This is a genomic window from Massilia oculi, from assembly GCF_003143515.1.
Taxonomy (GTDB): domain Bacteria; phylum Pseudomonadota; class Gammaproteobacteria; order Burkholderiales; family Burkholderiaceae_D; genus Telluria; species Telluria oculi.
This window is the reverse complement of record NZ_CP029343.1, coordinates 2,400,372-2,425,277: the sequence shown is the minus strand read 5'-3', so window position 1 is coordinate 2,425,277 and position 24,906 is coordinate 2,400,372. Positions and strand designations below refer to the sequence as shown.

General features: G+C 68.6%; 20 protein-coding genes. 11 read left to right on the top strand and 9 right to left on the bottom strand.

Translation table 11 applies throughout. From position 1 onward, the window contains the following. Positions 1–30 precede the first annotated feature (30 nt). The 7 genes from DIR46_RS11190 to DIR46_RS11160 all read left to right on the top strand — a co-directional run bounded on the left by DIR46_RS11190 (position 31) and on the right by DIR46_RS11160 (position 5,966). Entirely contained in the window at positions 31–222 is a 192-nt protein-coding gene (locus DIR46_RS11190; protein WP_109345301.1) for a hypothetical protein, read from the top strand. A gap of 138 nt (positions 223–360) precedes the next feature. After that, entirely contained in the window at positions 361–861 is a 501-nt protein-coding gene (gene soxR / locus DIR46_RS11185) for a redox-sensitive transcriptional activator SoxR (protein ID WP_109345300.1), read from the top strand. A 10-nt stretch (positions 862–871) separates the two neighbouring features. After that, on the top strand, positions 872–1,132 hold the full coding sequence (locus DIR46_RS11180; RefSeq protein ID WP_109345299.1) for an antitoxin Xre/MbcA/ParS toxin-binding domain-containing protein: 261 nt from the start codon (positions 872–874) through the stop codon (positions 1,130–1,132). Further along, on the top strand, positions 1,132–1,698 hold the full coding sequence (locus DIR46_RS11175) for a DNA-3-methyladenine glycosylase I (RefSeq protein ID WP_109345298.1): 567 nt from the start codon (positions 1,132–1,134) through the stop codon (positions 1,696–1,698). Before DIR46_RS11180 ends, DIR46_RS11175 begins: the two co-directional genes overlap by 1 nt. Before the next feature lies 1 nt (position 1,699). Further along, positions 1,700–3,361 carry an FAD-dependent 5-carboxymethylaminomethyl-2-thiouridine(34) oxidoreductase MnmC1 gene (mnmC1, locus tag DIR46_RS11170; protein ID WP_109345297.1) on the top strand — a complete coding sequence of 554 codons (1,662 nt, stop codon included), beginning with the start codon at positions 1,700–1,702 and terminating at the stop codon, positions 3,359–3,361. A gap of 113 nt (positions 3,362–3,474) precedes the next feature. Then, complete coding sequence (locus tag DIR46_RS11165; RefSeq protein ID WP_109345296.1) at positions 3,475–4,176, top strand: sensor histidine kinase; 702 nt, start codon at positions 3,475–3,477, stop codon at positions 4,174–4,176. Then, entirely contained in the window at positions 4,173–5,966 is a 1,794-nt protein-coding gene (locus tag DIR46_RS11160; protein WP_109345295.1) for a response regulator, read from the top strand. Before DIR46_RS11165 ends, DIR46_RS11160 begins: the two co-directional genes overlap by 4 nt. Here DIR46_RS11160 and DIR46_RS11155 read toward each other — a convergent pair. Genes DIR46_RS11155 through DIR46_RS11135 form a run of 5 tightly spaced genes read right to left on the bottom strand, consistent with a single transcriptional unit; the run spans position 5,960 to position 15,017 of the window. After that, positions 5,960–7,204: a DUF2264 domain-containing protein gene (locus DIR46_RS11155; protein WP_109345294.1), complete on the bottom strand. Its 1,245-nt coding sequence runs from the start codon at positions 7,202–7,204 to the stop codon at positions 5,960–5,962. The genes DIR46_RS11160 and DIR46_RS11155 overlap by 7 nt on opposite strands. A 31-nt stretch (positions 7,205–7,235) precedes the next feature. Next, positions 7,236–9,596, bottom strand: coding sequence for a beta-galactosidase (locus tag DIR46_RS11150; RefSeq protein ID WP_109345293.1), 2,361 nt, complete (start codon positions 9,594–9,596; stop codon positions 7,236–7,238). After that, the gene (locus DIR46_RS11145; protein WP_229446575.1) at positions 9,593–10,750 is read right to left on the bottom strand and encodes a glycoside hydrolase family 88/105 protein; all 1,158 of its coding nucleotides are present in this window, start codon (positions 10,748–10,750) and stop codon (positions 9,593–9,595) included. Before DIR46_RS11145 ends, DIR46_RS11150 begins: the two co-directional genes overlap by 4 nt. An 8-nt stretch (positions 10,751–10,758) precedes the next feature. After that, on the bottom strand, positions 10,759–12,093 hold the full coding sequence (locus tag DIR46_RS11140) for a BNR repeat-containing protein (RefSeq protein ID WP_109345291.1): 1,335 nt from the start codon (positions 12,091–12,093) through the stop codon (positions 10,759–10,761). Next, a complete protein-coding gene (locus DIR46_RS11135; RefSeq protein ID WP_109345290.1) occupies positions 12,093–15,017 on the bottom strand; it encodes a TonB-dependent receptor in 2,925 nt (974 codons plus the stop codon). Before DIR46_RS11135 ends, DIR46_RS11140 begins: the two co-directional genes overlap by 1 nt. Positions 15,018–15,323: 306 nt before the next feature. Between DIR46_RS11135 and DIR46_RS11130 the strand changes: the two genes are divergently transcribed. Beyond that, positions 15,324–16,337 carry a LacI family DNA-binding transcriptional regulator gene (locus DIR46_RS11130; RefSeq protein WP_109345289.1) on the top strand — a complete coding sequence of 338 codons (1,014 nt, stop codon included), beginning with the start codon at positions 15,324–15,326 and terminating at the stop codon, positions 16,335–16,337. Positions 16,338–16,344: 7 nt separating this feature from the next. Beyond that, on the top strand, positions 16,345–17,703 hold the full coding sequence (locus DIR46_RS11125) for an MFS transporter (protein ID WP_109345288.1): 1,359 nt from the start codon (positions 16,345–16,347) through the stop codon (positions 17,701–17,703). Here DIR46_RS11125 and DIR46_RS11120 read toward each other — a convergent pair. The 4 genes from DIR46_RS11120 to DIR46_RS11105 form a co-directional block, all read right to left on the bottom strand. Next, positions 17,694–17,981 (bottom strand): barstar family protein, encoded by a 288-nt coding sequence (locus DIR46_RS11120; protein ID WP_109345287.1) that lies wholly within the window; start codon positions 17,979–17,981, stop codon positions 17,694–17,696. The two genes, DIR46_RS11125 and DIR46_RS11120, sit on opposite strands and share 10 nt — an antisense overlap. A gap of 51 nt (positions 17,982–18,032) precedes the next feature. Next, positions 18,033–21,242 carry a patatin-like phospholipase family protein gene (locus DIR46_RS11115; RefSeq protein ID WP_109345286.1) on the bottom strand — a complete coding sequence of 1,070 codons (3,210 nt, stop codon included), beginning with the start codon at positions 21,240–21,242 and terminating at the stop codon, positions 18,033–18,035. Between the two features lie 105 nt (positions 21,243–21,347). Next, positions 21,348–22,097 carry a PhaM family polyhydroxyalkanoate granule multifunctional regulatory protein gene (locus DIR46_RS11110; protein ID WP_109345285.1) on the bottom strand — a complete coding sequence of 250 codons (750 nt, stop codon included), beginning with the start codon at positions 22,095–22,097 and terminating at the stop codon, positions 21,348–21,350. A gap of 65 nt (positions 22,098–22,162) precedes the next feature. After that, complete coding sequence (locus tag DIR46_RS11105; RefSeq protein WP_109345284.1) at positions 22,163–22,822, bottom strand: TetR/AcrR family transcriptional regulator; 660 nt, start codon at positions 22,820–22,822, stop codon at positions 22,163–22,165. Positions 22,823–22,966: 144 nt separating this feature from the next. Between DIR46_RS11105 and DIR46_RS11100 the strand changes: the two genes are divergently transcribed. Together DIR46_RS11100 and DIR46_RS11095 are read left to right on the top strand one after the other, a co-directional pair. After that, positions 22,967–23,707, top strand: a complete 741-nt coding sequence (locus tag DIR46_RS11100) for an SDR family NAD(P)-dependent oxidoreductase (RefSeq protein ID WP_109345283.1) — start codon at positions 22,967–22,969, stop codon at positions 23,705–23,707. Positions 23,708–23,771: 64 nt separating this feature from the next. Then, positions 23,772–24,905 carry a DUF3108 domain-containing protein gene (locus tag DIR46_RS11095; RefSeq protein ID WP_109345282.1) on the top strand — a complete coding sequence of 378 codons (1,134 nt, stop codon included), beginning with the start codon at positions 23,772–23,774 and terminating at the stop codon, positions 24,903–24,905. Position 24,906 lies beyond the last annotated feature (1 nt).

Genomic DNA, 24,906 nt, shown 5'->3' with positions numbered 1-24,906 from the left:
CTGAATGTCAGACCTGAATGTCAGACCTGAATGTCAGACCTGACCCTGATGAATGTCGCTCGCGCCTGTGCATGCTATCGCCAGCCTGCTCCCTTGGCCGAGCGCTGCCGATATCAAGAGGTCGGCAACGACGTCACCCCGAAGTGGACCATCTGCAAGCTCAGCGAATTCAAGCATCTGGTTTCGTGGCTCGACCATGCGTGGAGCAGGCTCGGCTTGTGAAGATCAGAAACTCTGGTCGCGAGGGGAAGATGTCCTGCTCGCGGGTATGTCGTCCATCTCTTTGCTCATACTTTTTTCCTGGTTGTGATGGGAGCGAGAAAAAGTATAAAATCTCAACTTAACTTGAGGTCAAGCGCAATGACGACGATCGATCCCGACAGGAAAGCCCTCACCGTGGGCGAAGTGGCGCGCCGCAGCGGTGTGGCGGTCTCCACCATCCATTTCTATGAGTCGAAAGGCCTGATTAAGGGCTGGCGCACCGACGGCAACCAGCGCCGTTATGCGCGCGAGGTGCTGCGCCACATCGCCATCATCAAGGTGGCGCAGCGCACCGGCATCCCGCTCGAGACGATCCGGGAAAACCTGGCCGGGCTGCCGGAAGGGCGCACGATCAGCGCAAAGGAGTGGCGGGTGCTGGGTGCAGGCTGGCGCGCGGAACTCGACGAGCGCATCGCGCGCCTTCAGCGGCTGCGCGACGAACTCGATACCTGCATCGGCTGCGGCTGCCTTTCCCTCGCCGATTGCCCGCTGCGCAACCCGGCCGACAAGCTTGGCGAGGACAGCGCCGGCGCCGTGTTCCTCGATCGTCCGGCCGAGGCGGGGTATGATGCGGTCTCCACCAGCAAGCCGACGCCATGAGCGCGACGCCATGACCGATTCCGAACGCCTCTCCCCCGACTCCATCGCCGCGCTCCAGGCGCGCTTCGACGGCCACTCGCGCAAGGCGCAGGCCTATTACGCCGTCATGCACGAGGCGCGCAAGGTGCTCAAAAATGACGATGCCGCCGATGCCTGGATGAAGGCGCCCCAGCCGGCGCTGGACGGACGGACGCCGGCCGAACTGGTGGCGGATGGCCATACCGACGACGTCCTGGCCTGCCTGCGCGGCGCAACACCGGGAGCGGCGTGATGACGGTCAAGCGCTGCTCCTGGGCCAATATGGCCAATCCGCGCTACATCGCCTACCACGACAACGAGTGGGGCGTGCCCTGCCACGACGAGAACACCTTGTTCGAGATGCTCAACCTCGAAGGCGCGCAGGCCGGCCTGTCGTGGGAAACCATCCTGAACAAGCGCGACACCTACCGCGCCGCCTTCGACGGCTGGGATGCGGAAAAGATCGCCGCCTACGATGACGACAAGAAGGCCGAGCTGCTGCTCAATCCCGGCATCGTGCGCAACCGCCTGAAGGTCGCCGCCGCGATCACCAACGCCAAAGCCTATCTCGCGCTGCGCGAGCAGGGCCTGACGCTCGACGACTACCTGTGGGCTTTCGTCGACGGCAAGCCGATCGTCAACGACTGGCCGGACCACGCCCGCCCGGCGCGCACCGAGCTGTCCGACCGCATCTCCAAGGATCTCGCCAGGCGCGGCTTCAAGTTCGTCGGCTCGACGATCGTCTATGCCTATATGCAGGGCATCGGCCTGGTCGACGACCATGACCGCGAGTGCCACTGCCGCAGCAGGCGCCGCTGACATGCATGTGCAGGACCACTGGCGCGGCCGCGCGCGCTATACCGTCTTCGACAGCGACCATGGCGACGGCAGCCGCTTCGCCGCCCTGGTCGCGGCCTGGCGTCTGGATGCGCAGCGACCTGCGCACCTGCACGTGGTGGCGCTCACCGGCGCCTTGCAGCCGGGCTTTCACCGCATCCCGCAGGACGACGACAACGTCACGCTCGACCTGCTGTCAGCGCCGCTCGAGACCGCGCTGGCCGAACTGAATGCGCATCCCGATTTCATCCGCCTGCACGGCGCGCAGGGCACGGCCTTCGTCCGTCCTCTCGCGCGCCTGACGGCGCTGGGCGCGCGACTGCAAGCGCAGGGCCTCGATAGCGAACAGCGCGCGGCCCTGAGCGCACAGGGATTCGCCTTCGATGGCGATGGGGCGACCTTCTCGACCCGCAAGCCGCGCCTGCCGTCGACGCCGGAACCGGACCGGCGCGCGTTGGTGCTGGGCGCCGGCCTGGCCGGCTGCGCCGCGGCCGCGCGCCTGTGCGCGCGCGGCTGGCAGGTCACGCTGATCGAACGTCATCCGCAGGTGGCGATGGAAGCGTCGGGCAACCTGGCCGGCATCTTCATGCCGCTGCTCTCGCGCGACGACAATATCCCGACCCGGCTGACGCGCGCCGCCTACCTGTACGCGCTGCGCCTGTGGGAGCAGCTGGGCGGCGTCGGCCATGCCTTCGACGGCGACGGGTGCGGCGTGCTGCAGCTGGCGCGCGATGCCGGCCACGCGGCCGTCTCGCGCGCGATCGCCGGCGACGGCAAGCTGCCGCCCGACTTCGCGCGCTGGCTCGAGCCACTGGAGGCCGAAGCGCTGCTCGGCCTGCCCGCGCCGGATGGCGGCTGGTTGTTCCCGCAGGGCGGCTGGGCGCGACCGGGCAGCGTGTGCGAGGCGCTGCTGGCGTCCTGCGGCGACCTCCTGACGCGGCGCTTCGGCGCCGGCTTGGCGAGCCTGGAGCGCAAGGGCGACGAATGGCAGGCGCGCGGCGGCGATGGCAATGTCATCGGCCAGGCGCCGACCGTGTTGCTGGCCAGCGGCGCCGGCGCGCGCAAGATGGTGCAGACCCGTGAGCTGCCGCTGCAGGCGCTGCGCGGGCAGGTGACGCACCTGGCGCCGCAGTACGCTCCCCAACTGCCGCTGGTCCTGTGCCGCGAAGCCTACCTGACGCCGTCCGCCCATGGCGTCACCTGCGCCGGCGCCACCTATGACCTGGACGACGATTCGCAGTTGCGCGCCGCCAGCCAGGAAGAGAACGTGGCGCGCCTGCGCGGCCTGGTAGCCGATGCGCACGCCGCCGAGGGCGCACCGCTGGCGGGCAGGGTGGGTTTCCGCTGCGTGGCGCCGGACCGCCTGCCCCTGGTCGGCCGCCTGCCGGACTTCGCCGCCGCCGGCGCCACCGAAAGATTGCGCGACGTGCCGCGCCATTCGGGCCTGTACGGCTTGCTGGGCTATGCCTCGCGCGGCCTGATCTGGGCGCCGCTGGCCGCCGAGCTGCTGGCCGCCCAGCTGGAAGGCGAGCCGCTGCCGCTCGAGATGGTCCTGGTCGATGCGCTCGATCCGGCCCGGTTCGTGTTGCGCGCACGGCGCAACAGTCGCCACCCTGTTCCGAACGCCACGGATATCGGTCCTTGACCGTTGCGCCGCCGCAAACGTGCGCGCGGAATCGGCGTGTGCGGCCAAACTCTGGAATGCCTGCGGGTATAATTTACTGGTAGCAACTTTTTTGGCCGAAAGGGCCTGTCCGGATGGAAGATTCTCACCACTCGCCCGAGCTGTTCCTGTTCCTGGCGTCCACCGCGCACGACATGAAGAACTCGATCAGCGTCCTGTCCGGCACGCTCGAACGCCTGCTCGACGGCGCCTCGCCCGAGACCGAGAAGGCGTACGCCCAGATGGCGCAGATGCTGTACCAGACGCGCCGCCTGAACGACAACCTGATGCAGCTGCTGGCGCTGTACAAGCAGGTCGGCAAGCCCGGCTATCCGTTCGACGTCCAGCCGATCGAAGTGGGTCAGCTGGTCGAGCAGGTGGTGGCGCTCGAGCGCGTGCTGCTGGAGTCGCGCGGCGTGGCCCTGGAACTCGACGTCGATCCCGAACTGATCGCCCATGTCGACGAAGACCTGATCGTGGGCGTGGTCTCGCACGCCGTCAACAACGCGCTGCATTACACGCGCGACCGCATCCGCCTGTCGGCGCGCGAAGTCGACGGCGTTCTCGAGATCCGGGTCGAAGACAATGGCGCCGGCTTTCCGCCCGCGCTGCTGGCGGCGGGCACGCCGGGCAGCGGCGACAGCGGCGTCAACTTTCTCACCAACAGCGCGGGCCTGGGCCTGTACTTCTCGGGCGAGGTGGCGCGCATGCACCGCCACCGCGAGCGGTCCGGCGCGGTGCGGCTCGAAAACGGCGGCCCGCTCGGCGGTGGCTGCTTCATCCTGACCCTGCCATGAACACGCCCGCCGCCCCCGCAAAACCGGACGCCCAGCCGGACGCAAAAACGGACGCCAAGCCGGCCGCGCCGGCCGTGTCCAAGCCCAAGGTGCTGGAAGAGATCGACTGGGCCAGCAAGCACTACCTGATCGTCGACGACTTCGTCGGCATCCGCCAGCTGCTGCGCGAGAGCCTGCGCAGCCTGGGCGCCAGGAATATCGACCAGGCGTCCAGCGGCGGCGAAGCCATGGGCCTGCTCAACAAGCTGCGCTACGACGTGGTGCTGTGCGACTACAACCTGGGCGAGGGCAAGAACGGCCAGCAGGTGCTGGAAGAAGCGCGCATGCGCCATCTCCTGATGCCGTCGTCGGTGTTCGTGATGGTCTCGGCCGAGAAGAGCGTGGAGTCGGTGATGGGCGCGGCCGAGCACCAGCCGGACGCCTATCTGGTGAAACCGATCACCGAGGGCGTGCTGCTCACGCGCCTGAACCGGGTGTGGCGGCGCAAGCAGATCTTCCGCCTGATCGACCAGGCCTTCATCGAGAAGGACTACCTGCGCGCGGCGCGCCTGTGCGACGAGCAGATCGCCGCCAACCGGGTGCACGTGATCGAGCTGCTGCGCATGAAGGCGCGCATGCTGGAGCGTAGCGGCCAGCCGGCGCGCGCGCGCGAAGTGTACGAGCAAGTGCTGGCCCAGCGCGAATACCACTGGGCGCGCGCGGGCCTGGGCAAGATCCGCATGGCCGACGGCGATTTCGAGCAGGCGCGCCAGATGTTCCAGACCGTGATCGCCGAGAACCGCCACTACATCGACGCCTATGACCAGCTGGCGCGCGCCTACCAGGGCATGGGCCAGCACGAAGAGGCGGCCGCGGTGCTCGAGCGCGCGGCCAAGCTGTCGCCCAACTCGGTGCCGCGCCAGCGCCACCTGGGCCAGGCCGCGCTGCGCCTGGGGAACGTGCCGATGGCCGAGAAGGCCTTCCGCAAATGCCTGGTGATCGGCGAGTATTCGATCCGCAAGGCGCCCGACGACTACCTCGGCCTGGCGCGCGTGTGCGGCCTGAAAGGCAATACCAAGGATGCGCTGCAGCTGCTCCTGCTGGCCCAGCGTGAATTCGGCAGCGAGCACGAACACATGGTGCTGCGCGCGAAGATCACCGAAGGCCACGTTTACCACGAGAGCGGCGACTACCTGAACGCGCGCCGCGCCGGCGACGAGCTCGATGCGATGCTGCAGGCCGATCCCAAGCGGCCCGGCACCGCGATCTGCATCGAGATGGCGACCCTGCTGTTCGCGGTCGGCGTCAAGGGCACGCCCAACGAGGTGCTGGCCCACGTGATCCGCAACAACCACGACAACACGCTGCTGCAGGACGAAGTGCAGAAGATATTCGACCGCGCGCGCCTGCACGACGAGGGCGCGCTCATCATCCGCACCGCGCGCAAGGAGGCGGTGGACCTGATGAACCAGGGCGTGGTGCTGTGGAAGACCGGCAAGCTGCCGGACGCCGTCAAGTGGATGCGCAAGGCGCGCGAGCGGCTGCCGGACAACGTCCGGGTGCTGTTCAACGCGGTGCAGATCCTGATCTCGCACATGCAGCAACGCGGCTACGAGCCCGAGCTGGATGAGGAGGCGCGCGATGTGCTGGAGCACGTCGACCGGATGCAGCCGGGCCAGCAGCGCTTCGCGCAGCTGATGGAGCAGCTGAGTGCTTTGCAGCCGAAACCCGAGCCCGCCGAGCCGGTCCCGGATGCGCTGCAAGCCCAGGAGGAAGAGGCCGCGGCGCCCAAGGTCAGCGCCGTTCAGTAATCGACCGGGTAGTCCTTGCGGAACCTGGCGCCGCTGAAGGCCTTCTTCTGGGTCCAGTCCTGGGCCGGGCTGGTCCAGTAGGAATCGTCGGCCGGCAGGCCCAGCGCCAGGAAGCTGGCGGAGGCGATGTACATGCTGCCGTTGTTGGAATACCAGTCGCCCAGCTCCGGCTGGTGGCCGGCGAAGCCGATGGTGAGGTAGCCGTCGTCGGTGAAGTTGCCGGGAGCGGTGTACAAGGCCTGGTGCACCGCCTGCAGCGCCGCGCGCACCTGGCCTTCGGGAAGGTTTGGCGGCAGCTGCTTGCGCCAGGCCAGCAGGGCCAGCGGCTGGAAAGCGGCGCTGCGGTAGGTCAGCGAGCGGCCGATCGGCGGGAAGGTTCCTTGCGGCGAGATGAAGCGCTCCAGGTGCTCGCCGTAGCGCTGGACGCGCTTGAGGGCCTGGGCGCGCAGCTCGGCCGGCTTGCCGTTCCAGAACGGCGCGTTATGGCGTTCGAGCACTTCGAGGATCTCGAGCAGCATCGGGTACATCACGAAGGAGCTGTAGTAGTCGAAATGGAAGGATTCGCCATCCTTGATCCAGCCGTCGCCCACATACCATTCGTTGATCTTGCGGATCGCGATATTGGTGCGCAGCGGGTCGGCTTCCTCGCCGACCGACAGCAGCCAGGCTTCGTTCATCGCCGCGAACAACAGCCAGTTGATATAGGGCGGCTCGATCCGGCGCAGTCCCTTGATCTCGGCGACGATGCGCTTCCTGGTGGTCGTGTCGAGCGGCTCCCACAGGGCCTTCGGCGCGCGCATCAGCGCATTGGTGAAGTAGGCCGAGTCGACCAGCGCCTGGCCATGTCCGCGCCAGGCCAGGTAGTCGGGACTCTTCGGGTCGACCGAGTGCACATAGCTCTGCAGCGCCTGCTGGCGCAGGCGCGCGCGAACCTTGCCTTCCGGACTGGCGTCGTCCGGCAGCGCCAGCCAGGGGGCGACGCCGGCGATCAGGCGGCCGAAGCACTCCAGGTAGGCGACGTTCCTGTCGCGTCCATCCCAGGTCGGGCTGACCTCCAGCGCGAAACGCTTTTTCAGCTCGCCGCGCGCCATGGTCGACAGCACCGGCTCGGCCATCTTTTGCAGCAGGCCGGCCATGTAAGCGCGGTCGCTCCCCGTGGTGGCCGCGGTTGCCGGCATGGACAGGCTACCGAGCGCGGCGCCCGCCGCCAGGCTGCCGATGAAATCTCTTCTCTGCATTGCGTCTCCTCGTCGTGATGGGAGTCCCGGTTCAGGGTTCGCCGGCCAGCCTTTCGCCGGCATAGGCGCGATACCTGCGGATGCGCCCGGTGACGTCGTCCTTGCCCTGGCGCGGCACGTAGCGCAGGCCGGCCACCCCGACGTCCTTGCCCAGGTCGATCACCAGGCGATGCGGGTGCGCCGTGCCGGCGCCCGGGCCGCTGTAGGCCGTGTGCCAGTAGTCGCTGTTCTGGCCATTGATCGCATTGAGCGCGCCGCCGTCTTCCTTGTGCGCTTCTTCGCTGTCGACCCAGGCGATGGTCCAGGCGGACTGCTCGATCGTCTTGCCGTTATTGTCCAGCAGCGCCAGCTCGGCCACCGCGGCGTAGGGCTTGCCGTCGAAGGCGTCGAGCGACTCGAGACAGAACTGGCGCGCGCGCAGCGGCGCCGCGAAGCGCACGTCCTGGGTCGCGGAGCCGGACGCGAACACGCCTTCGTGCGCGGGCTTCACGCCGTCGAGCTGCAGCCTGACGCTGCTGGGCGGGCGCTCGAGGTCGCGCTCGCGGTGCAACTGGTCGAGGATCGGTCTGGCCAGACCGGCGAGGCGCGCCTCGCGCGGGCCGGTCAGGTCGAGCACGACCACCTCGTTGCGGCCCCGCCTGATCCACGGTCCTGGCAGGTACATGGTCTGGGTCGGCCCGATGCTCCAGTAGCGGCCCAGGCAGCGGCCGTTGATCCAGACGATGCCCTGGCCCCAGCCCGACATGTCGAGGAAGGTATCGTGGGTGGCGCTCGTGTCGAAGCTGCCGCGCCAGAAAGCCGCATCCTTGCTGCGGCCGCGCTTGAAGGCCAGCGGCGGCAGCACGCCTTCGGCATCGAAATCGATGGCGCGGATCTCCCAGTTCTCCAGCGCCTGGGCTGCGCCGCCGTTCGGCGTGAACGTGACCGGGCCATGCATGCCCTTGCGGTCATGGATCTCGACCCCGAAGTTCACGCGCGCGATCGTGTACAGCAGGATCTCGACGACCGCCGGCTTGCTGCGCGCGGGGATCGAAACCTTGAAACGGCGGTAGCGCGTGTCCATCGTGCCCACCGGCTTGCCGTCGACCCGCACCCAGGCCAGGTCGCGCACCCTTGACGCCGCCAGCATCCCGGCTGGACCGGCCGGCAAGGTGACGCGGTAGACGACGATGCCGCGGCTGATGTCGTATTCCTCGATCGGGCGCGGAGACGCATCGCGGATCGTGCGCGCCGGCAGATTGGCTTTCAATGGCGCGGTCTCGTGCAGGGCGAAGGCGGGAATCGTCATCACCGGCATCGGCGCCGGCGGCTGCGGCAAGGTTTCTCCGGCGGCCAGGAAGGGCGTCATCGCGGCGCGGTAGGCCTCGAACTTGGCGCCGATCCAGCCGGCCTCGCTGATCGGGGCGTCGTAGTCGTAGCTGGTGGTGTCCGGGCGAAACGGCCGGTCGCAGCCGCCCCACAGCCCGAAGGTGGTGCCGCCGTGCGCCATGTAGAGGCTGAACGAGCCGTTCGCCGCCAGCATCGTCTTGATGTCGGCCACGGCGTTCTCGACGCCGCCGCGGCGGTGCGGTGCGCCCCAGGTATCGAACCAGCCGGAATAGTATTCGCCGCACATCAGCGGTCCTTGCTGCACCTCGGCCAGCGCCTTGAAGCCGGCCTCGGGATTGCTGCCGAAGTTCGCCACCGAGTACAGCTCCGGGATATGGGTCTTGGCCACCGCATTGGTCGGGTTGCACTGGAACAGCGGGACGTCGAAGCCGGCGTCCAGCACGGTCTGGCGCAGCGCGCGCATATAGTCCAGGTCTTCGCCGTAGAAGCCGTATTCGTTCTCGACCTGCACCATCAGGATCGGGCCGCCCCGCGTCACCTGCTGCGGCCCGAGCACGCGGCCGACCTCGCGCAGCCAGCGCCGTGACGGCGCCAGGAAGGCCTCGCTGGTGGAGCGCAGGAAGGCGTCGCCCGGCTGCTTGAGGAGCCACCATGGCAGGCCGCCCATCTCCCATTCGGCGCAGGCATAGGGACCGGGGCGCAGGATCACCCACAGGCCTTCCTGCTGCGCCAGCCGGCAGAACTCGGCGGCATCGCGCTGTCCGGTCCAGTCGAATTTCCCTTCGCGCCACTCGTGGTAGTTCCAGAACAGGTAGGCGCAGACGCTGTTCAGGCCCATCGCCTTGATGGTCTTCAGGCGGTGGGTCCAGTACTCGCGCGGCACGCGCGAAAAATGCATCTCGCCGCAGCGGATCTGCAGCGGCTTGCCGTCCAGCAGAAAGTCATTTCGGCCGATCGTGAAGCGGGGCGAGGCAGCGGCGTGGACCTGGGCCGGCAGCAGCGCCAGCGCCGAGCTGGCGGCGGCGCCCTGCAGCAGGCGCCGGCGCGGCAGTGATCTCGTCATCGTGCGCCTCCCGCGTGATCGACCAGGCGCGCCATCTCGCTCGCCGCCAGCAGGAAGGCGCCGACGCCGAAGGGGGCGGTGGAGTCCTGGTTCACGACCTGGCCGGGGATCGCGCGCTCGCCGATCGGCTGCACATAGCCGACCCGGCCATCGGCCTGCAGCGCGACCCGGCTCAGGAAGCGCCAGCTGCGCAGGGCGGTCGGCGCATACGCGGCGCGGTCGAGGTAGCCGTGGTTGATGCCCCAGGCGTAGGCATAGGTGAAGAATGCGGTGCCGCTGCTTTCCGGGCCCGGCGCATGGCCCGGGTCGAGCAGGCTGCGGGTCCAGTAGCCATCGTCCTGCTGCAGCGGCTTCAGGGCCGCCGCCATGCGGCGGAAGCGCTCGGTCAGCAGGGGCCGGCTGGGATGGTCCTGCGGCAGGTCGGCCAGCGTCCTGGCCAGCGCGGCGAACACCCAGCCATCGCCGCGCGCCCAGAAGTCCTTGCCGCCGTTGGCCGACTTGTGCTTGGGGTAGATGTACTTGGCGTCGCGGTAGTACAGGCCGGCATCCGGGTCGTACATCAGCTGGTCGGCATACGTGAAGTACTCGTGCAGCTTGTCGAGGTAGCGCGGCTCGCCGGTAGCCTTGTACAGCTTCGTCATCGCCGGCATCACCATATAGATGCCGTCGGCCCACCACCAGTAATCGCGGTTGGAAGTGCTCATCTGGTATTCCATGACCTCGCGCGCACGGGCGATGCGGCGTGGGTCCTTGCGGCTATCGAGTTCGTACAGGTCGACATAGGTCTGGAAGCAGGTCTGCCAGTCGCCGAACAGCACGTACTCCTGGGTCTCGCCATAGCTGTACTTCCACTCGGCGCGCTTGTCCGAGTCGGCGCCGCGCCAGCGGTTATGCTCGGCCCAGGCGGTCGAGTAATCGCGGTAAGCCTCATTGCGGGTGAGGGCGTAGGCCGCCATATTGCCGGTGTGGTAGGCGGCGACGTCCCAGAATGCCCACTGCTGCGGGGCGTGCTTGCGTTGCCAGTAATCGTTGGCGCGGGTCAGGTCGGCAAGGACGTCGGCCCGTGTCGGAATTTGAGCACCGGTGCTGGCGCAGCCGCCGGCGAGGGCGACCAGCGTGGCCAGGGCAAGCTTGAGGTAGAGTCGTCTCGTCATGTCGTCTTTCACTGAATGTGGGTGTCGCTTGCGGGTCGCCACTGCAAGACCTGCACGGTGGATGGCGGCACGTCGGCCAGCCCTTCGCCATCGACTTGCCGCACCGCCTGCAGATACAGGTGCAGCTCGCCCTGGCGCCGCCACAACTCGGTGTCGTAGCTCGGTTCCCAGGCGCCGACGGCGCTATTCGTCAGGTCGTGCACCGACCAGCGCGGCGCGTCGAAGCCGGCGATGCGGACCACCGACACGCGCTCGCCGCGCCCGCTGTCGCGAAACACGAGCAGGCCCGACGGGTCGCCCGCTTGTCCTTCGATCAGCAGCTGCGGGCGTGCGATCGGGATGGCCTTGGTGCCCATGCCTGCGAGCGAGAAGGCGGTCTTGCGAAAATCCAGGTCGAGCCGGCGCCAGCCTTCGTCGCGCCGGTACAGCACGCGGTACTGGGGCACGGCGCTGTCCTTCGTCCTCCAGTAGCTGGCGATATAGGGCCGGCCCTGGACGTCGAAGGCCATCGAGGTCTGGTTGATCAAGTCGCTGGCTTGCGGGATGCGCGCCGCGTACTCGGCGCTGGCGGCGCTGATCGGTAACTGGTAAGGCCTGCCGTTGCTGTCTTCCCAGCTCGCGCCGCCGTCGCGCGAGCGCGCATAAGCCATGTCGTGGTTGCTGGCGACGTCGGGCGATTCGCGCCAGACCCAGGACAGGTGGATGACCCCGAGGCCATCCACGCCGGCCTGCCAGTAGGCGTTGCGCCGGCCCTCGCCGCTGATCAGCTTGTCGGCCACGCGGCGCCAGCCGGTGGCCGGATGGTAGCGGTTGGCGACCAGGTTGCCGCGTCCCGAACCGCCGTCGCGGTACAGGAACAGCAGGCCGCCATCGGGCATGCGGAAGAACTCCGGATACGACACCGAGGCTTCGTCGCGCCCCAGCATCGGCGCCATCCGCAGCTCGAGGCTGCCCGCAGCGACCCCGCGTGCGTAGTTCAGCGCGTTGTTGTGCTGGTCCCAGGCCATGTGCAGCACGCCTTCGCCATCGACCATGATGCTGATCGCATTGTGGGCGTCGCGCACATTGCCGCGCCAGGCGGTCCGGCGCAGTTCCCAGGCGTCGCCGCCGAGGCGGCGCTTGCCCAGTACGACCTGGCCGGCGCCGTCGTAGTAGGCGATGTACTGGTGCGCGCCGTCGCTCGTCAGGGCGTTCTTGCGAAACACCACGGCGTTGACCGAGTTGCCGGCCCAGCCGGGGCCGACGTCGACGATGCTGGCTCCGGGCCTGCTGGCGCAGCCGTGCAGCAGCGCGGCGCCAGCAGCGAGCCCGACGCAGCGGACGAGAAAGCCGGTCTTGCGCATCACAGCTTGCCGCGGATGCCGATCTTGAACGTGCGCCCGTCGTACTTCGCGTAGTCCATCCGCGTGTGCTTGCCGCTGCCGTACTGGCCGGTGGCGTCCTCGAAGTAGTCGTAGTTCAGGGTGTCGGTCAGGTTCAGCGCATCCAGGCGCAGCTCCAGGTTCTCGGACAGCTTGTAGCTGATGGTGCCGTCCAGGTAGCCGCGCGCGGCGCGCCAGCGTATCAGGTCGTCGCCGTTATTCCTTGGATTGTCGCCATGCAGCGAGCGGTCCTTGTAGTTGTAGGACAGGCGCATCGCCAGCGGGCCGCGCTCGTAGTAGGTCGTGATGCTGTAGGCGTACTTGGGCACCGAGTTGACCTCGATCTCCTTGCCCGCGTTGGTGATCCAGCGCATGCTGTTGAAGGGATCGATGTGGGTATAGCTGGCCAGCGCGCCGAAGCCCTTGAACGGGTCGGGCAGGAAGGTGAAGTCCTGCTGGTAGGCCAGTTCGTAGCCCTTGAGCGTCTGTTCGCCGGCGTTGCTGTAGGTGCGCAGCACCATCGGCAGGTTCGGATCGACCCGGCCGCTGCTATCCTGGAAGATCGCCCCGAGCGCGGTGTCGGGCAGGCCGAGGGCGCCGAAGGTGGTGTTGGTGGTGGTCGACACCGTGGCGTCGGTCAGCTTCTTCTTGAAGTAGGCCGCCGACAGCAGGCTGCCCGGCTTGAAATACCATTCCAGGCTGGTGTCGAAGTTCTTCGACTGCTGCGGCCGCAAGTTCGGGTTGCCGGCGGTCGCGGTATTGTCGAAGGCGTTCGGAATCACCGTCTGGGCCGCGATGATCGACAGCGAGGCGCGGCTGATGGTCTTGCCCCACGAGGTACGGAAGATCAGCTCGTCGTTCAGGTCCCAGGCTGCGCTGACGGCCGGCAGCACATTGGTGTACTTGCCCTGCTCGCTGTTCGGCTGGTAGGTGTTGCCGCTGCCGCTCCTCTTGAAGTTCTCGATGTCGAGCTTCGTCTGCGACCAGCGCACGCCGGCGTTCAGGCGCAGCTCGCGTCCCAGCACGTCGCCCTTGAAATCGGACTGGACGAAGCCGGTGCTGACCTTCTCGGCCGCGCCGAAGCTCTGCGCCGGCGTGAACGCTTCGCTCGTGTTGAAGGCGACCGGGTTGTAGGTCGAGAACGCATAGTCGCGGGTGAAGGTGCCGAAGCGGTTCGGCCAGCCGGCGCCCATGTCCAGGTCGGGGATCGGCAACACCGAAACCATATTGGCGCGCACGCTGGCGTCGCCCAGGCCGACCATCTTCGCCTTCATGGCGGCGCCGGCATTGCGTTTTTCGACGTCCTTGCTGGTGTCGACGTAGACCAGGCCGGTCTTGAGGCGCCCGGTCCAGCCACCGAACAGGTCGTAGTCGTAGTCCACCACCAGGCGCGCCTGGCGGCCCTTGTCGCGCTCGCGGGTCCAGCCGGTGGTGACGTCGAAGCCGCTGAAATTGGCCGGGTCGGTGTAGTCGACTGGCGAGGACATCGACGGGTAGACATGGTCGGCGCCGTAGTCGATGGTCGTGTCGACGCCGAAGATCTGGCCCGACAGGGTATCCGAGTAGCTGGTGGCCTTGCTGTTGTTGGCGCTCACCTGGCCGGTCACCACCAGCCCCGGGCGCGCCTCCCAGCGGCCGTTGAGCGCCAGGTAGCCGAACTCGGTCTTGTCTTCGCCATAGGTCACGCCGCTGCTGTACGAGGTGTTGCCGAAGGTGCCGGTCAGGAGGTTCGAGCCGGGATCGATGCGCACGTCGATCGGCACCAGGCCGTTGTGGCCGTTGGTTCCCGGCGGCGCGTTGCGGTTGGTGGTGCGGGTGTTGCGGATCAGGAGGCCGTAATAGAGCTCGTCGCGGCTGTTCTCCAGGCGCGAGTACAGGCCGTCCAGGCTCAGGTTCAGGCCGCCCTGCTTGAACTGCAGGGAGCTCACCAGGCCGTCGCGGCTGCGCCGGTTCTGCGAGCCGTAGTAGCGGTAGATGCGCGGCAGCAGGGCGGCGTCGACCTGCTCGCGGCTGTAGCCCGACAGGTTGGCGCGCGGGTCGTCGTAGTCGAGGGCGAGGGCGAAGTTGCCCATGACCGGACTCCGGCTGCCGTTCTTCGAGCTGTTGTAGCCGCCGGTGGCTTCGAAGCCGGAGCGGTTGTTGACCGCCTTCGAATGGGCCACGCCGGCCAGGAATCCCCACGAACCCCAGGTGTTCGAATACAGCGCGAAGCCGGTCGGATCGGCCTCCCTGGCGCTGGTGTTGTAGGCGCCGGAGACCGCGTAGCGGATGGTGCGCTTGGGACTGTCGAAGGGGCGCGGGGTCTGCAGGTCGACGATGCCGCCCATGCCGCCCTCGGTCAGTTCGGCCAGCGGCGACTTGTAGAAGTCGACCCGTCCGAACAGTTCGGACGCGAACACGTCGTAGTTGAAGCCGCGCGCCGCGCTGCCGATGGTGCTGGTCGACGTGGTGTTGACCGGCGCGCCGTTCAGGGTGGTGACCGAATACTCGGTGGGCAGGCCGCGGATCGAGATGCGCTGGCCTTCGCCCGAACTGTCGTCGCGGTTCAGGATCACGCCGGGAACGCGCTGCAGCGACTCGGCCACGTTCGCCTCGGGGAATTTGCCGATGTCCTCGGCGACGATCGAGTCGCGCACGCCGATCGCCTGCTGCTTGAGGTTCAGCGCCTTCTGCAGGCTGGAACGAAAGCCCGTGACCACCACGGTGGTGGGCGCGGCCGTATTGTCCGGCGGCGCGCTCGCACTGGCGGCGGCGGGCGTGTCCGCGGTAGCGTCGGCAATGGTGTCCGCGGTGGCGGCGTCGGGCGGGGAGGGGGGCGCGGTGGGCGCCTGCTGGGCCAGCGCGGGTGTCATGGTTGCGGCGGCCAAAGCCAGCGGCAGCGCCGCGGCCATAATCTTCTTCTGCATAGTGTCTCCTGACCGCGAACTTCGAGGTTCGCTTGTAATGTCGGGCCGCCGTGCTCGGCACGTGCGGCTGAAGATGAAGCACCGGTCGCCGGACCATCGCAATTCTTGTATGACAACCGTATGGTTACGTTACCATGCGTCTCGTAAATACTCAACGAGGGTCAGGCATAGGCTGTACTGGTGGGATAAGCACCTGATTTTGCAGAAAAATATCTGGAATCGGCCGAGTTCGACGTGGTATCGTAACCACAGCTTGGTGTTGAGTTACTGCAAACACTCAACAATATGATCGATTGAAGGAGACCAATGGCCAAAGCCAGCAAACTGAGCGAGGTCGCCCGCCTGGCCGGCGTCGCGCCGATCACCGCCTCGCGCGCGATCCGCGGCACCGGCTATGTGTCGGACGCGGCGCGCGAGCGCATCATGGCGGCGGCGGCCCAGCTGAACTACACGCCGGACATGCTGGCGCGCCGCATGCGCGGCGACAAGAGCAAGCTGATCGGCGTGTTCATGAACAACTACGGCCCGGTGGTGCTGCACGAGCTGGTGCGCGCCATCGGCGAGCAGGCGAGAAAACGCGACTACGACCTGCTGCTGTTCAACGCCGACCGCTTCGACAGCCCCGACCGGATGACCACCTGCGCCACGCTCAGCAAGCTGTGCGACGGCCTGCTGCTCCTGATGCCGACCGCCGACGACCGCTTCCTCGATGCGGTTGAACGCCAGCAGCTCAATTGCGCGCTGGTGTTCTTCGATGCGCGCCAGCTGGCGCTGCCCACCATCGTGCTGGAAAACCGCATCGGCGCGCGGCGCGCGGTCGAGCACCTGCTGGGCCTGGGGCACCGCCGCATCGCCTTCATCGCCGGCACCAAGCGCACCGGCCAGAGCGCCGAGCGCGAACGCGGTTATGCCGAAGCGCTGGGGGCGGCCGGCATCGCCGTCGACCCGGACCTGGTGGTGGACGGCGCCTTCAACCAGCCCGGCGGCTTCGCCGCCACATGCCGTCTGCTCGACCTGGCGGCGCCGCCCACCGCCATCTTCGCCGCCAACGACGAGATGGCCTTCGGCGCCTTCGACGCCATCGCCAGCCGCGGCCTGAAGGTGCCGGCCGACGTCTCGGTGGTCGGCTTCGACGACATCTCGACCGCCAGCCACGTGTTCCCGCGCCTGACCACGATGCACCAGCCCTACGAGGCGCTGGCCGAGCGCGCAGTGCGGGAAGTGGTCGAGATGATCGAAGGCCGCCCGCCGGCCGCCGCCCGCATCGCCTTCGATACCGAACTGGTGGTGCGCGACTCGACCGGCCCCGCGCCGACCTAGATCCAGGATGCGGCGCGCCGCCCTCGCGAACGTACGCTGGCAGGCCGGCACGCTGCGCTATGGCGCCTGGGGTTTGTGCGTGCTGGTCGGCTGGCTGCTGGTCGGCGCCCTCGGGATCGCGGTGCGCGAGCGCTGGGCCGGACCGATCGGGCTGGTCGTGCTGCGCAACCACGGCGCCTCGGACACCGCCGTCGCGATGCTGCTGTCGACCGTGCCGGCGCTCATCAGCCTGCTCGTGGTGCCGGCGATCGGGCTGAGGTCGGACCGCAGCCGCAGCCGCTGGGGACGGCGCCGTCCTTACCTGGTAGTCAGCGCGCCGCTGGCCGCCGCCGCCATGTTGTGCGTGGCCCTGGCGCCGGCGTTCGCGGCCGGCGTCCACGCGCTGCTGGGCGCCTGGTCGCCCGGCCTGCGCATGCTCGAACTGGGCTTGTTCTGCCTGTTCTGGACCGTGTTCGACGCCGCCGCCATGACCACCATGGCGCTGTTCGCCGGGCTCGTGGCCGACGTCATTCCCTTCGGGCTGGCGGGCCGCTTCTACGCCGCGGTGCGCGTCGTCGGCCTGGGCGTGGCGATCGGCTTCAACATGACGCTGTTCGCCCTGAGCGAAGCCTGGCTGGCCGAGATCCTGGTGGCGATCGCCCTGATCTTCGGCCTGACGATACCGTTGATGTGCCTGATGGTGCGCGAGGGAGACTACCCGCCGCCGGCGTCGACGGTGGATGACGACGCGGCCGGCGGGCGGCTGGCGCTGGCGCGCACGCAGCTGCGGCACTGCTGCGCCCAGCGCCGCTACCTGTGGATCTTCGGCGCCTTCATGCTGGCCGCCGTCACCTTCGTCCCCTTCAACACCTTTTCGCTGCACTACGCGCTCGACCTCGGGCTGTCGAAGGCGGAGCTGGGCGAGCTGACCGCGCTGGCCTATGCGGTGTCGATCGCCAGCGCCTTCGTCATCGGCTGGCTGGTCGACCGGCGCGGCGCGGTGCGCGTGGCCGCCGCCATGATGGCGCTGTACTTCGCGATCGCGCTGGGCGGCTGGCTGCTGGTCGACGGCGCCGCCAGTTTCCGCCCGTTCTACGTGGCCCACGTGATCTGCTCGGGCGCCTATTTCACCGCGGCGGCGGCGATGCCGCTGGCGCTGTTCCCGCGCGAGGAGTTCGTGCGCTACAACGCGAGCAAGGACATCCTGGTCGCTTTCGCCAACATCCTGGTGGCCAGCTGCATCGGGCCCCTGCTCGACCATTCGGGCCACGATTACCGGCTGACGCTGGGCAGCGCGGTGCTGTTCTCGCTGCTGGCGCTGGCCTGCCTGGGGCGGCTGCTGGCGACGCCCGCCGTGCCGGCGCGGGCGCCGATCCTTCAGAGATAGTCGACGTCGGACGCGTTCGCGGGGTATTCCTCGGCCAGCTCGGTCAGGCATTTCTTCATGATGAAGGCGTCGCGCGGGAAGCGCTGCGCAAAGTCGTCCCAGCCGATCAGGCGCAGCTTGTCCGGCATCGGGACGAGGCCGATGATCACATCCCAGAAAGCGTCCCAGTTGGGGCCATACCATTCGGGGAAATGCAGGGTCTTCGCCATCAGTTCGTGCAGCTCGCGGATGCTGGCGATGGTGGACAGGTCGAAGGTGACGACGGTTGCGCGGGTCATCGGGAAGCTCGATTCATCATGTTGCCTGGCATGGTTGGTGGACGCAGCCTATCACGACCTCTGCGGCCGCGGCGCCGGCCCATGCCGCTGCAGCAGCTGCGCGCACAGTGCCTCGATATCCTGTTCGCCGTTCGCGCCCACGGTGGCGCGCGCCGCCTCGCGCAGCGCGCAGTCGACGATGTGGTCGCCCAGTGCGCGGTAGCTCTCGAACTGGGCTTCGTCGAACCACTGGTCGGCGATGCTTTCGTGCGGATAGTCGGGATGGAGCTTGCGGTAGTTGAGCAGGTCGGCGTTCTCGCTGCCGACGATGGCCGGTTTCACGTACAGGAGCACGCCGTCGGCCGCGCCGCGGTCGGCCTGGCTGTAGCGGATGCTGCCGGCCGCGGCAGCCGGCATGCCGGCTGCGGCGCCGCACCCGCCGCCAGCGGCGGCGGCCGCCAGGCGCGAGACGTCGAGGTCGATCCGCACGTGCAGGTCGGTGCCGCAGCGCCGGATCGCATTGCCCAGGTCTTCGAAGGCGAGATGACGGTCGCTGCCGACGTCGATCGCGATCACCAGCCGGCAGCGGCGCCTTACCAGCTCGTAGATGCCCAGGTTGTCGAAGTGGCCGCCGTCGGTCAGGTGGACATAGGCGGCGTCGGAGTCGAGCTGGCCGAACAGCTCGGACAAGAGGCTGAACAGGCCGATCGGCGGCGAGGCGCTGGTCCAGGCGCGGCGCGCGGGATTCGGGCACCAGCGTCCCAGGCGGACGTTGAACATCGTCATCAGGAAGTTCAGCGGCGGCGACGAGTGCGCGCCCGTGTTCGGGCTGGCCGCGGCGCCGGACAAGGCCACCGCCATCCCGAGCCGCACGCCGGCGTCGTCGTCCAGGCCGACCCCGGAGCGCGAAGCATACGTGTCGGTCGGCCGGTAGCAGCCCGCTGGCGCGCCCGCGCCGCCGGGAACCGCGCTGGCTTGCTCGTAACCGCACCAGCGCGGCGTGAAGGCGAACGAGGCGGTGCGCCGCGTCTGCCAGGCCAGTTCGGCGCCGCTTACCAGGTTCAGCGCGGTGTTCACGATGGGATAGGGCCGGCCGTAGCGCAGCTCGGCCAGCAGCATGTCGTCGTTGGGATCGAAGCCGGTGAAGGGATGCGGCTGGCGCGCGCGGTTGTCGGCGCCGAACCAGGCCCGCACCACCCGGTTGCGGTACAGCATATAGAGGGAAAACTTGTTGATGTCGACCCGCCAGCCGAGCAGCAGGGCGGCGCCCAGGAAGGCGCTGAAGGCCAGCAGCAGGGTCGTGCCCCCCGTTGCCAGGGTGGCGTCGGCATGGGCGCGCAGCACGCAGGTCAGCTCGGCCTTCGGGCAGGCGACGTTCGGCAGCGCCACCGCGGCCTGTACCAGGCTGCTCAAGAGGGCGAAGATCCCGACCGAGAACACATAGGGCGCGAGCCGCGCGACCAGTTCGAGCTTCGGATCCGGGGCGCCGCGCGCGCCGGTCGACATGCTGCTGCCGGCCTTGAGCCCGAAGGCGGTCATCGCCAGCCAGCCGAGCAGGGTGCCCAGGTTCGACCAGGGTTCGTAGGTCAGCCAGGCCCAGTGCAGCAAGGGAGGAATGTAGAAGCACGTGGCGTACACGGTCAGCCACAGGAGGGCGAAGATCGCGGTCCAGGCGCCTTGCCGGCTCCACCATTCGCGGCTGGCGTCGCTGTACAGGCGGCCGACCAGGCCGATCATCAGGGTCATGGTGGCGGCGAACAGCGCCATCATCAGCGGCATGCCGAAGGTGGCGAGGGCGATCGCGTCGTTCAGCACGCGCTGGCCGGCGGGATCGGGCAGCACCGCCATCCCGCCCAGCAGCAGCAGGGTGCCGAGGGTGAGCGCGCCCATCGCGCACAGGAAGTGGGACAGGCCTTCGCCCAGTTCGGCGCGGGAGAGGTCGCGCAGCGGCGGGTCGGCGTGCAGCCGCGTGTAGATGGCCAGCCAGCCGGCCAGCACCAGCAGCACGCCCACCGTCCAGCACAGCAGCAGCGACAGCCGGGCGGCATCGACCCGCAGCAGCGCCAGGATCCCGGGGGCGAAGGCGCGGCCGGCTTCCAGCAGCACCAGCAGCACGGCCGCCGCACCTGCGGCGCACACGGTATAGCCGGTGCGGCGGAAGGGACTGGAGCGGTCGTGGGCCAGGTACCAGCCGCAGGCCCAGACGATGAAATACACCAGGCCCGGGGCCAGCAGCCAGTACCAGCGGCCTTCGAGCTGGGTGGGCAAAAAAAAGCTCGATGGCGCCGCCCCGCCGTGGCGCCACAGTCCAAGGCTGCCGAGGAAACCCGCCAGCAGCAGGGGCAGGTTGATGCACCACAGGACCGCGCCCTGGGACAGTGGAAAGCGGCGCATCCCGCGCGAGCTTTCGGGCTTGCTCGAAATCGACAGCGCGATGCAGAACACGGCGAACAGGAACAGCAGCACGCCCAGGATCCAGGCGACGTCGGCCAGGTGCGTCCATGGACCGCCCGGCGCGACCACGCGGTGCACGGCCCAGACGGCGAAGCGCGGCAGCAGCAGCAGGGCGCACATCCAGGCCACCAGCATGGCCAGGTTGAGGCCCGTGTTGCGCACATAGGTGCCGACCAGGGTCCAGGTGTCGGCGCTGAACATGCCGCCCTGCGGCGACAGGTAGTTGCTGTACTGGCGCAGGTAGCGCAGTTCCGGGGCTTCGCCGCTGCCGGCCTGCGGCGCCAGCATGGCTTCCACCTTGCCGATGTCGCCGCCGTTGGCATGCAAGCATCTGGATAACCAGCCGCCGACGAAGCCGCCGCCGGACACGGTGGACAGGTAGTCGATGTGGCGCAGCAGGCCGCAGCGCGCCAGCGCCTGCAAGGCGCCCAGGCTGAAGGTGGCGCTGCGCACGCCGCCGCCGGACAGGGCCAGGCCGGCCAGCATGCCGCCATGGGCGCGCTGCAACAGGCGTTCGCGGTCGGGCGGCAGGGCGGCCTCGAGCGCGGCGTCGCCCTCTTGCGCGGTCTCGGGGCGCAGCATGTCGAGTTCGTCCCGCAGCACCTCGCCGAACAGGTGGCCGGCGGCGGCGTCGAGGTAGCGGAGCAGCGCCGCGTCGATCCTGTCCGACGGCGCCAGGCCGTGGCGCTTGCGCAGCAGGGCGAAGGCGTCGCGCAGCTCGGCGACCGTGCGCGCACCGGGCGGCGGATCGCAGCCGGCGGCGGCGAGCTTGCGCCGCAGGTCGTCGACCTGCGAGGGCGTCAGGTGGGTCAGGTCGCTCGGCAACATGGCGCTCGCTCCGGCTGGACGGGGAAGCGGCCGGGCCGGGCAGGCCGGGCCGCTGCGTCAGTTCAGCACGGTTTGGAGGCGAGCGCCACCGTCTGGATCAAGCGTTCAGGCCTTGTCGGTCTTGCCGCGCGCGCCGCGCCGGCTGGGGGCCGGATTGCCGTTGCCATTCTGGGCGCTGGCGGATTGGCCTGCGGCGGGTGGCTTGCCGGCGGCAGCGGCGCCGGCTGCGGGGCGGTCGCCGCCATCGGACGGCGCGCCGCCGGCCTGGTCGGGATGGGCGCTCTCCGGCGGCATGGCGCTGGCCACGGCCTGGCGGAACTGGTCCTGCAAAAGATTCCACCATGCGACGGCGGCCGGCATGGCCGCAGCCGATGCGTCGGCGCCCGGTGGCGGAACCGGGGTGTCGGGCGCCGTCGCGGATGGCGCCGGCGGCGGTGGCGCGGCGCTGTCAGCGGGCCTGGCGGCGGCGGGCGCGGCGGCCTGCGCGGCCTGGGTGAAGAATTGCGCGAAGGGCGCCATGGCGGCGTCGCTGGCGGCGCCGGTCTGGCTCATGGCCTGGGCCATGCTGTCGCCCATCGCCTTGAGCGTGGCCAGGGTGCCGCGCTGGATTTCCAGCGCCTGGATCGAACCGCGCAGCATGCCCAGGTTGAGGTTGAGCCAGGACTCGACCGCCTTCAGGTCGGCGATCTTCTTGTCGAGGTCTTCCACCGACAGGCCGGCGCCCGGCATGTGCATGCCGCCCATTCCTGGCATGCCGCCCATGCCTGGCATGGCGCCGGGGATGTTCATGCCGCCCCACAGGTTCTTGACGAATTCGAGCGTGTCGGTCATTCCTGGCATGGGCTGATTCAGCATGGTTGGTCTCCAGTGGTTGTGCGGCAAGCGTAGCAGATTACGCACGGATGGGCCATGCGGCGGCGCTAGCCCTCGACCTGGGCGTCCCAGCCGCGCATGGCCACCTTCACCGCCGCCTCCAGTTCGGTGCGGCTGGCGCCGTCGCGCGCGTGGAGCGACATCCCGTTCTGGACGATCTGCACGTAGCGGGCGAGTGCGTCCAGGTCGACCGAGGCCGGAATCTCGCCGTCCGCGACGCCCTGCTCGAGGCGTTTCCTGACGACCGCCCGCGGCGCGGCGCGCGCGGCGCGCGTCTGCTCGCACAGTTGCTGGTGGCCCGCGGCGCCGATCACCGCCAGGGTCGCCATGCAGCCGAGGGGGACGTCTTCGACGCCGCCGGTCAGGAAGGCGGCGGAATCCATCAGCCATGCCTGGACCGCGTCGCGCGCGGTCGGGGCGTCGAGGAAGTTCTTCCAGCCCCAGGCATAGGTGGCGCCGTAATGGTTCAGGGCTTCGACGAACAAGGCCTCCTTGGAGCCGAAGGCTGCGTACAGGCTCGGCGAGGCGATGCCCATCGCGGCGGTGAGGTCGGTGAGCGACGTGGCTTCGTAACCCTTTTGCCAGAATAGGCGCATGGCCTTCGACAAGGCGGCTTCGCGGTCGAAGGCGCGTGGCCGGCCGCGGGCGCGCGTCGCCGGCGCTGGGGAGGCCGCTTCGTCGAGGAGAGGTTGGTCGGGCGTCTGCATCGCGCACAGTATATGTCCGGCTGCGGGTCGGGACAACGCCGCACGCCGTTCACAATATATGTGTCGGTCACTAAAAAATCAATTGACAGCGCGCCGGCAGCGGATCTACTATTTCTGTATCGATCAACACATAAAGGGAATGTCATGAACAACTTGCAAGGAAAACGCGCCATCGTGACCGGCGCATCGCGCGGCATCGGCGCCGCGATCGCCCTCGAACTGGCGCAGCAGGGCGCCGACGTGGCGATCACCTACGAGCGTTCGGCCGAGCGGGCCCAGGAAGTCGTGCGCACCATCGAAGGCCATGGCCGCAAGGCGGTCGCGATCCAGGCCGACAGCGCCGATCCGGCAGCGATCCGGCGCGCGGTCGACGCGGCGGCCCAGGCTTTGGGCGGCCTGGACATCCTGGTCAATAACGCCGCCATCGCCCGCTATGCGCCGATCGCCGACATCGCCGTGGACGATATCGACGCCCTGCTGGACGTGAACGTGCGCGGCCCGATCCTGGCGGCGCAGGCGGCCATCCCGCACCTGGGCCAGGGTGGCCGCATCGTCAACATCGGCTCGGCCGGCGCCGACCGCATCGTCGGCGAGGGGGCCACCGTGTATTTCCTGACCAAGGCCGCGCTCAAGACCTTCACCAGCGGCCTGGCGCGCGAACTGGGTGCGCGCGACATCACCGTCAACCTGGTGCAGCCGGGATCGACCGACACCGAGATGAATCCGGCCAATGGCGAATTCGCCGAATTCCAGAAGTCGCTGATCCCGCTGGGACGCTTCGGCGAGCCGCGCGACGTGGCGGCGGCGGTGGCGTTCCTGGCCAGCCCGGCGGCGCGCCAGATCACCGGGGCCGTGCTCACCGTCGACGGCGGGGCGATCACCTGAGGTTGCTGAAGGAAGATCCAAGGCGCCGTGCAGCGCGGGCCGCGCCCGCGCTACACTAGCGGATATGCAATCCGCACCACTTCTACTTCCGCGTCGCCGCCGGCTGCTGCCGGTCGCGCTGGTCGTATTGCTGCACTGGATCGCGCTGAGCGTGCTGCTCGACGTCAACCTGGAGCTGCCGCGCCAGGGCCATGGCGACGGCGGGGCGGCGACGATCCTGGCGCAAGTCCTGCCGGCCGCCGTGCCGCCGCCACCGCCGCCGCCCGCGCCGCTGCCGGTGCGGGAGGCGGCGCCGCTGCCCTTGCCCGTGATTGCGCCGGTCGAATTCGGGATGCCGGCCCCGGCGAACGGCATCACCGTCGGGATGGAACCCGGCGCGGTCGATGGCGTCGCCGGGGGAAGCGGCATGGAGCCGGCGCCTGCCGTGCCGGCGCCGCCACCCGCTGCGCCGGCGCCAGCGCCAGCTGCAGAAACGCCGGCGCCCGTTGAGCCGGCCGCCCCAGCCGCTCCCGAGATGCGCCGCTACAAGGTCGACATGCCGCCCCCGGCTTCGATCACGCTGGACGTCGCCCGCACCGACAAGGACGGCACCGAATGGTCGGGAGAGGCATTATTGGCGTGGCAACTGAACGACGACACCTACAAGATCCAGGTCGAGGCCGGCATTCGGGTGGTATTTACGCGGGTCAACCTGGTGGTCTTGCACAGCGAGGGCGCGGTGGCAGCAAGCGGCTTTGCACCGATCAAGATGACGGAAAAGCGGCGCGGCCGTTCGCTCACTGCCACCCATTTCGATTGGGGCCAGAACAAGGTGACCTTCTCGGCGTCACAGGCGGCCTATCCGCTGGTGCCCGGCGCCCAGGACAAGGCCAGCGTCCCGCTGCAGCTGTCGGCGATCGCGCGCGGCGACGTCAAGCAACTCAGCGGGGATATCGACATCTTTGTCGGCGAAGACCGCGACGCCGCCGTTTACCGGTTCAATGTGGTGGGGCAGGAAGAGATCGATACGGGGCTGGGCAAGCTGCAAACCTGGCACCTGACGCGCCCGCCTCAGCCCGGCTCCTACAAGTCGACACTCGACATCTGGCTGGCCCCGCAACACGGCTGGTATCCGGTGCGGATTCGCAATACGGAGGCCAACGGAGCAGTAACCACGCAAACAGTGAATAATATCGTCTTGAACCATTCAGGATTTTGAT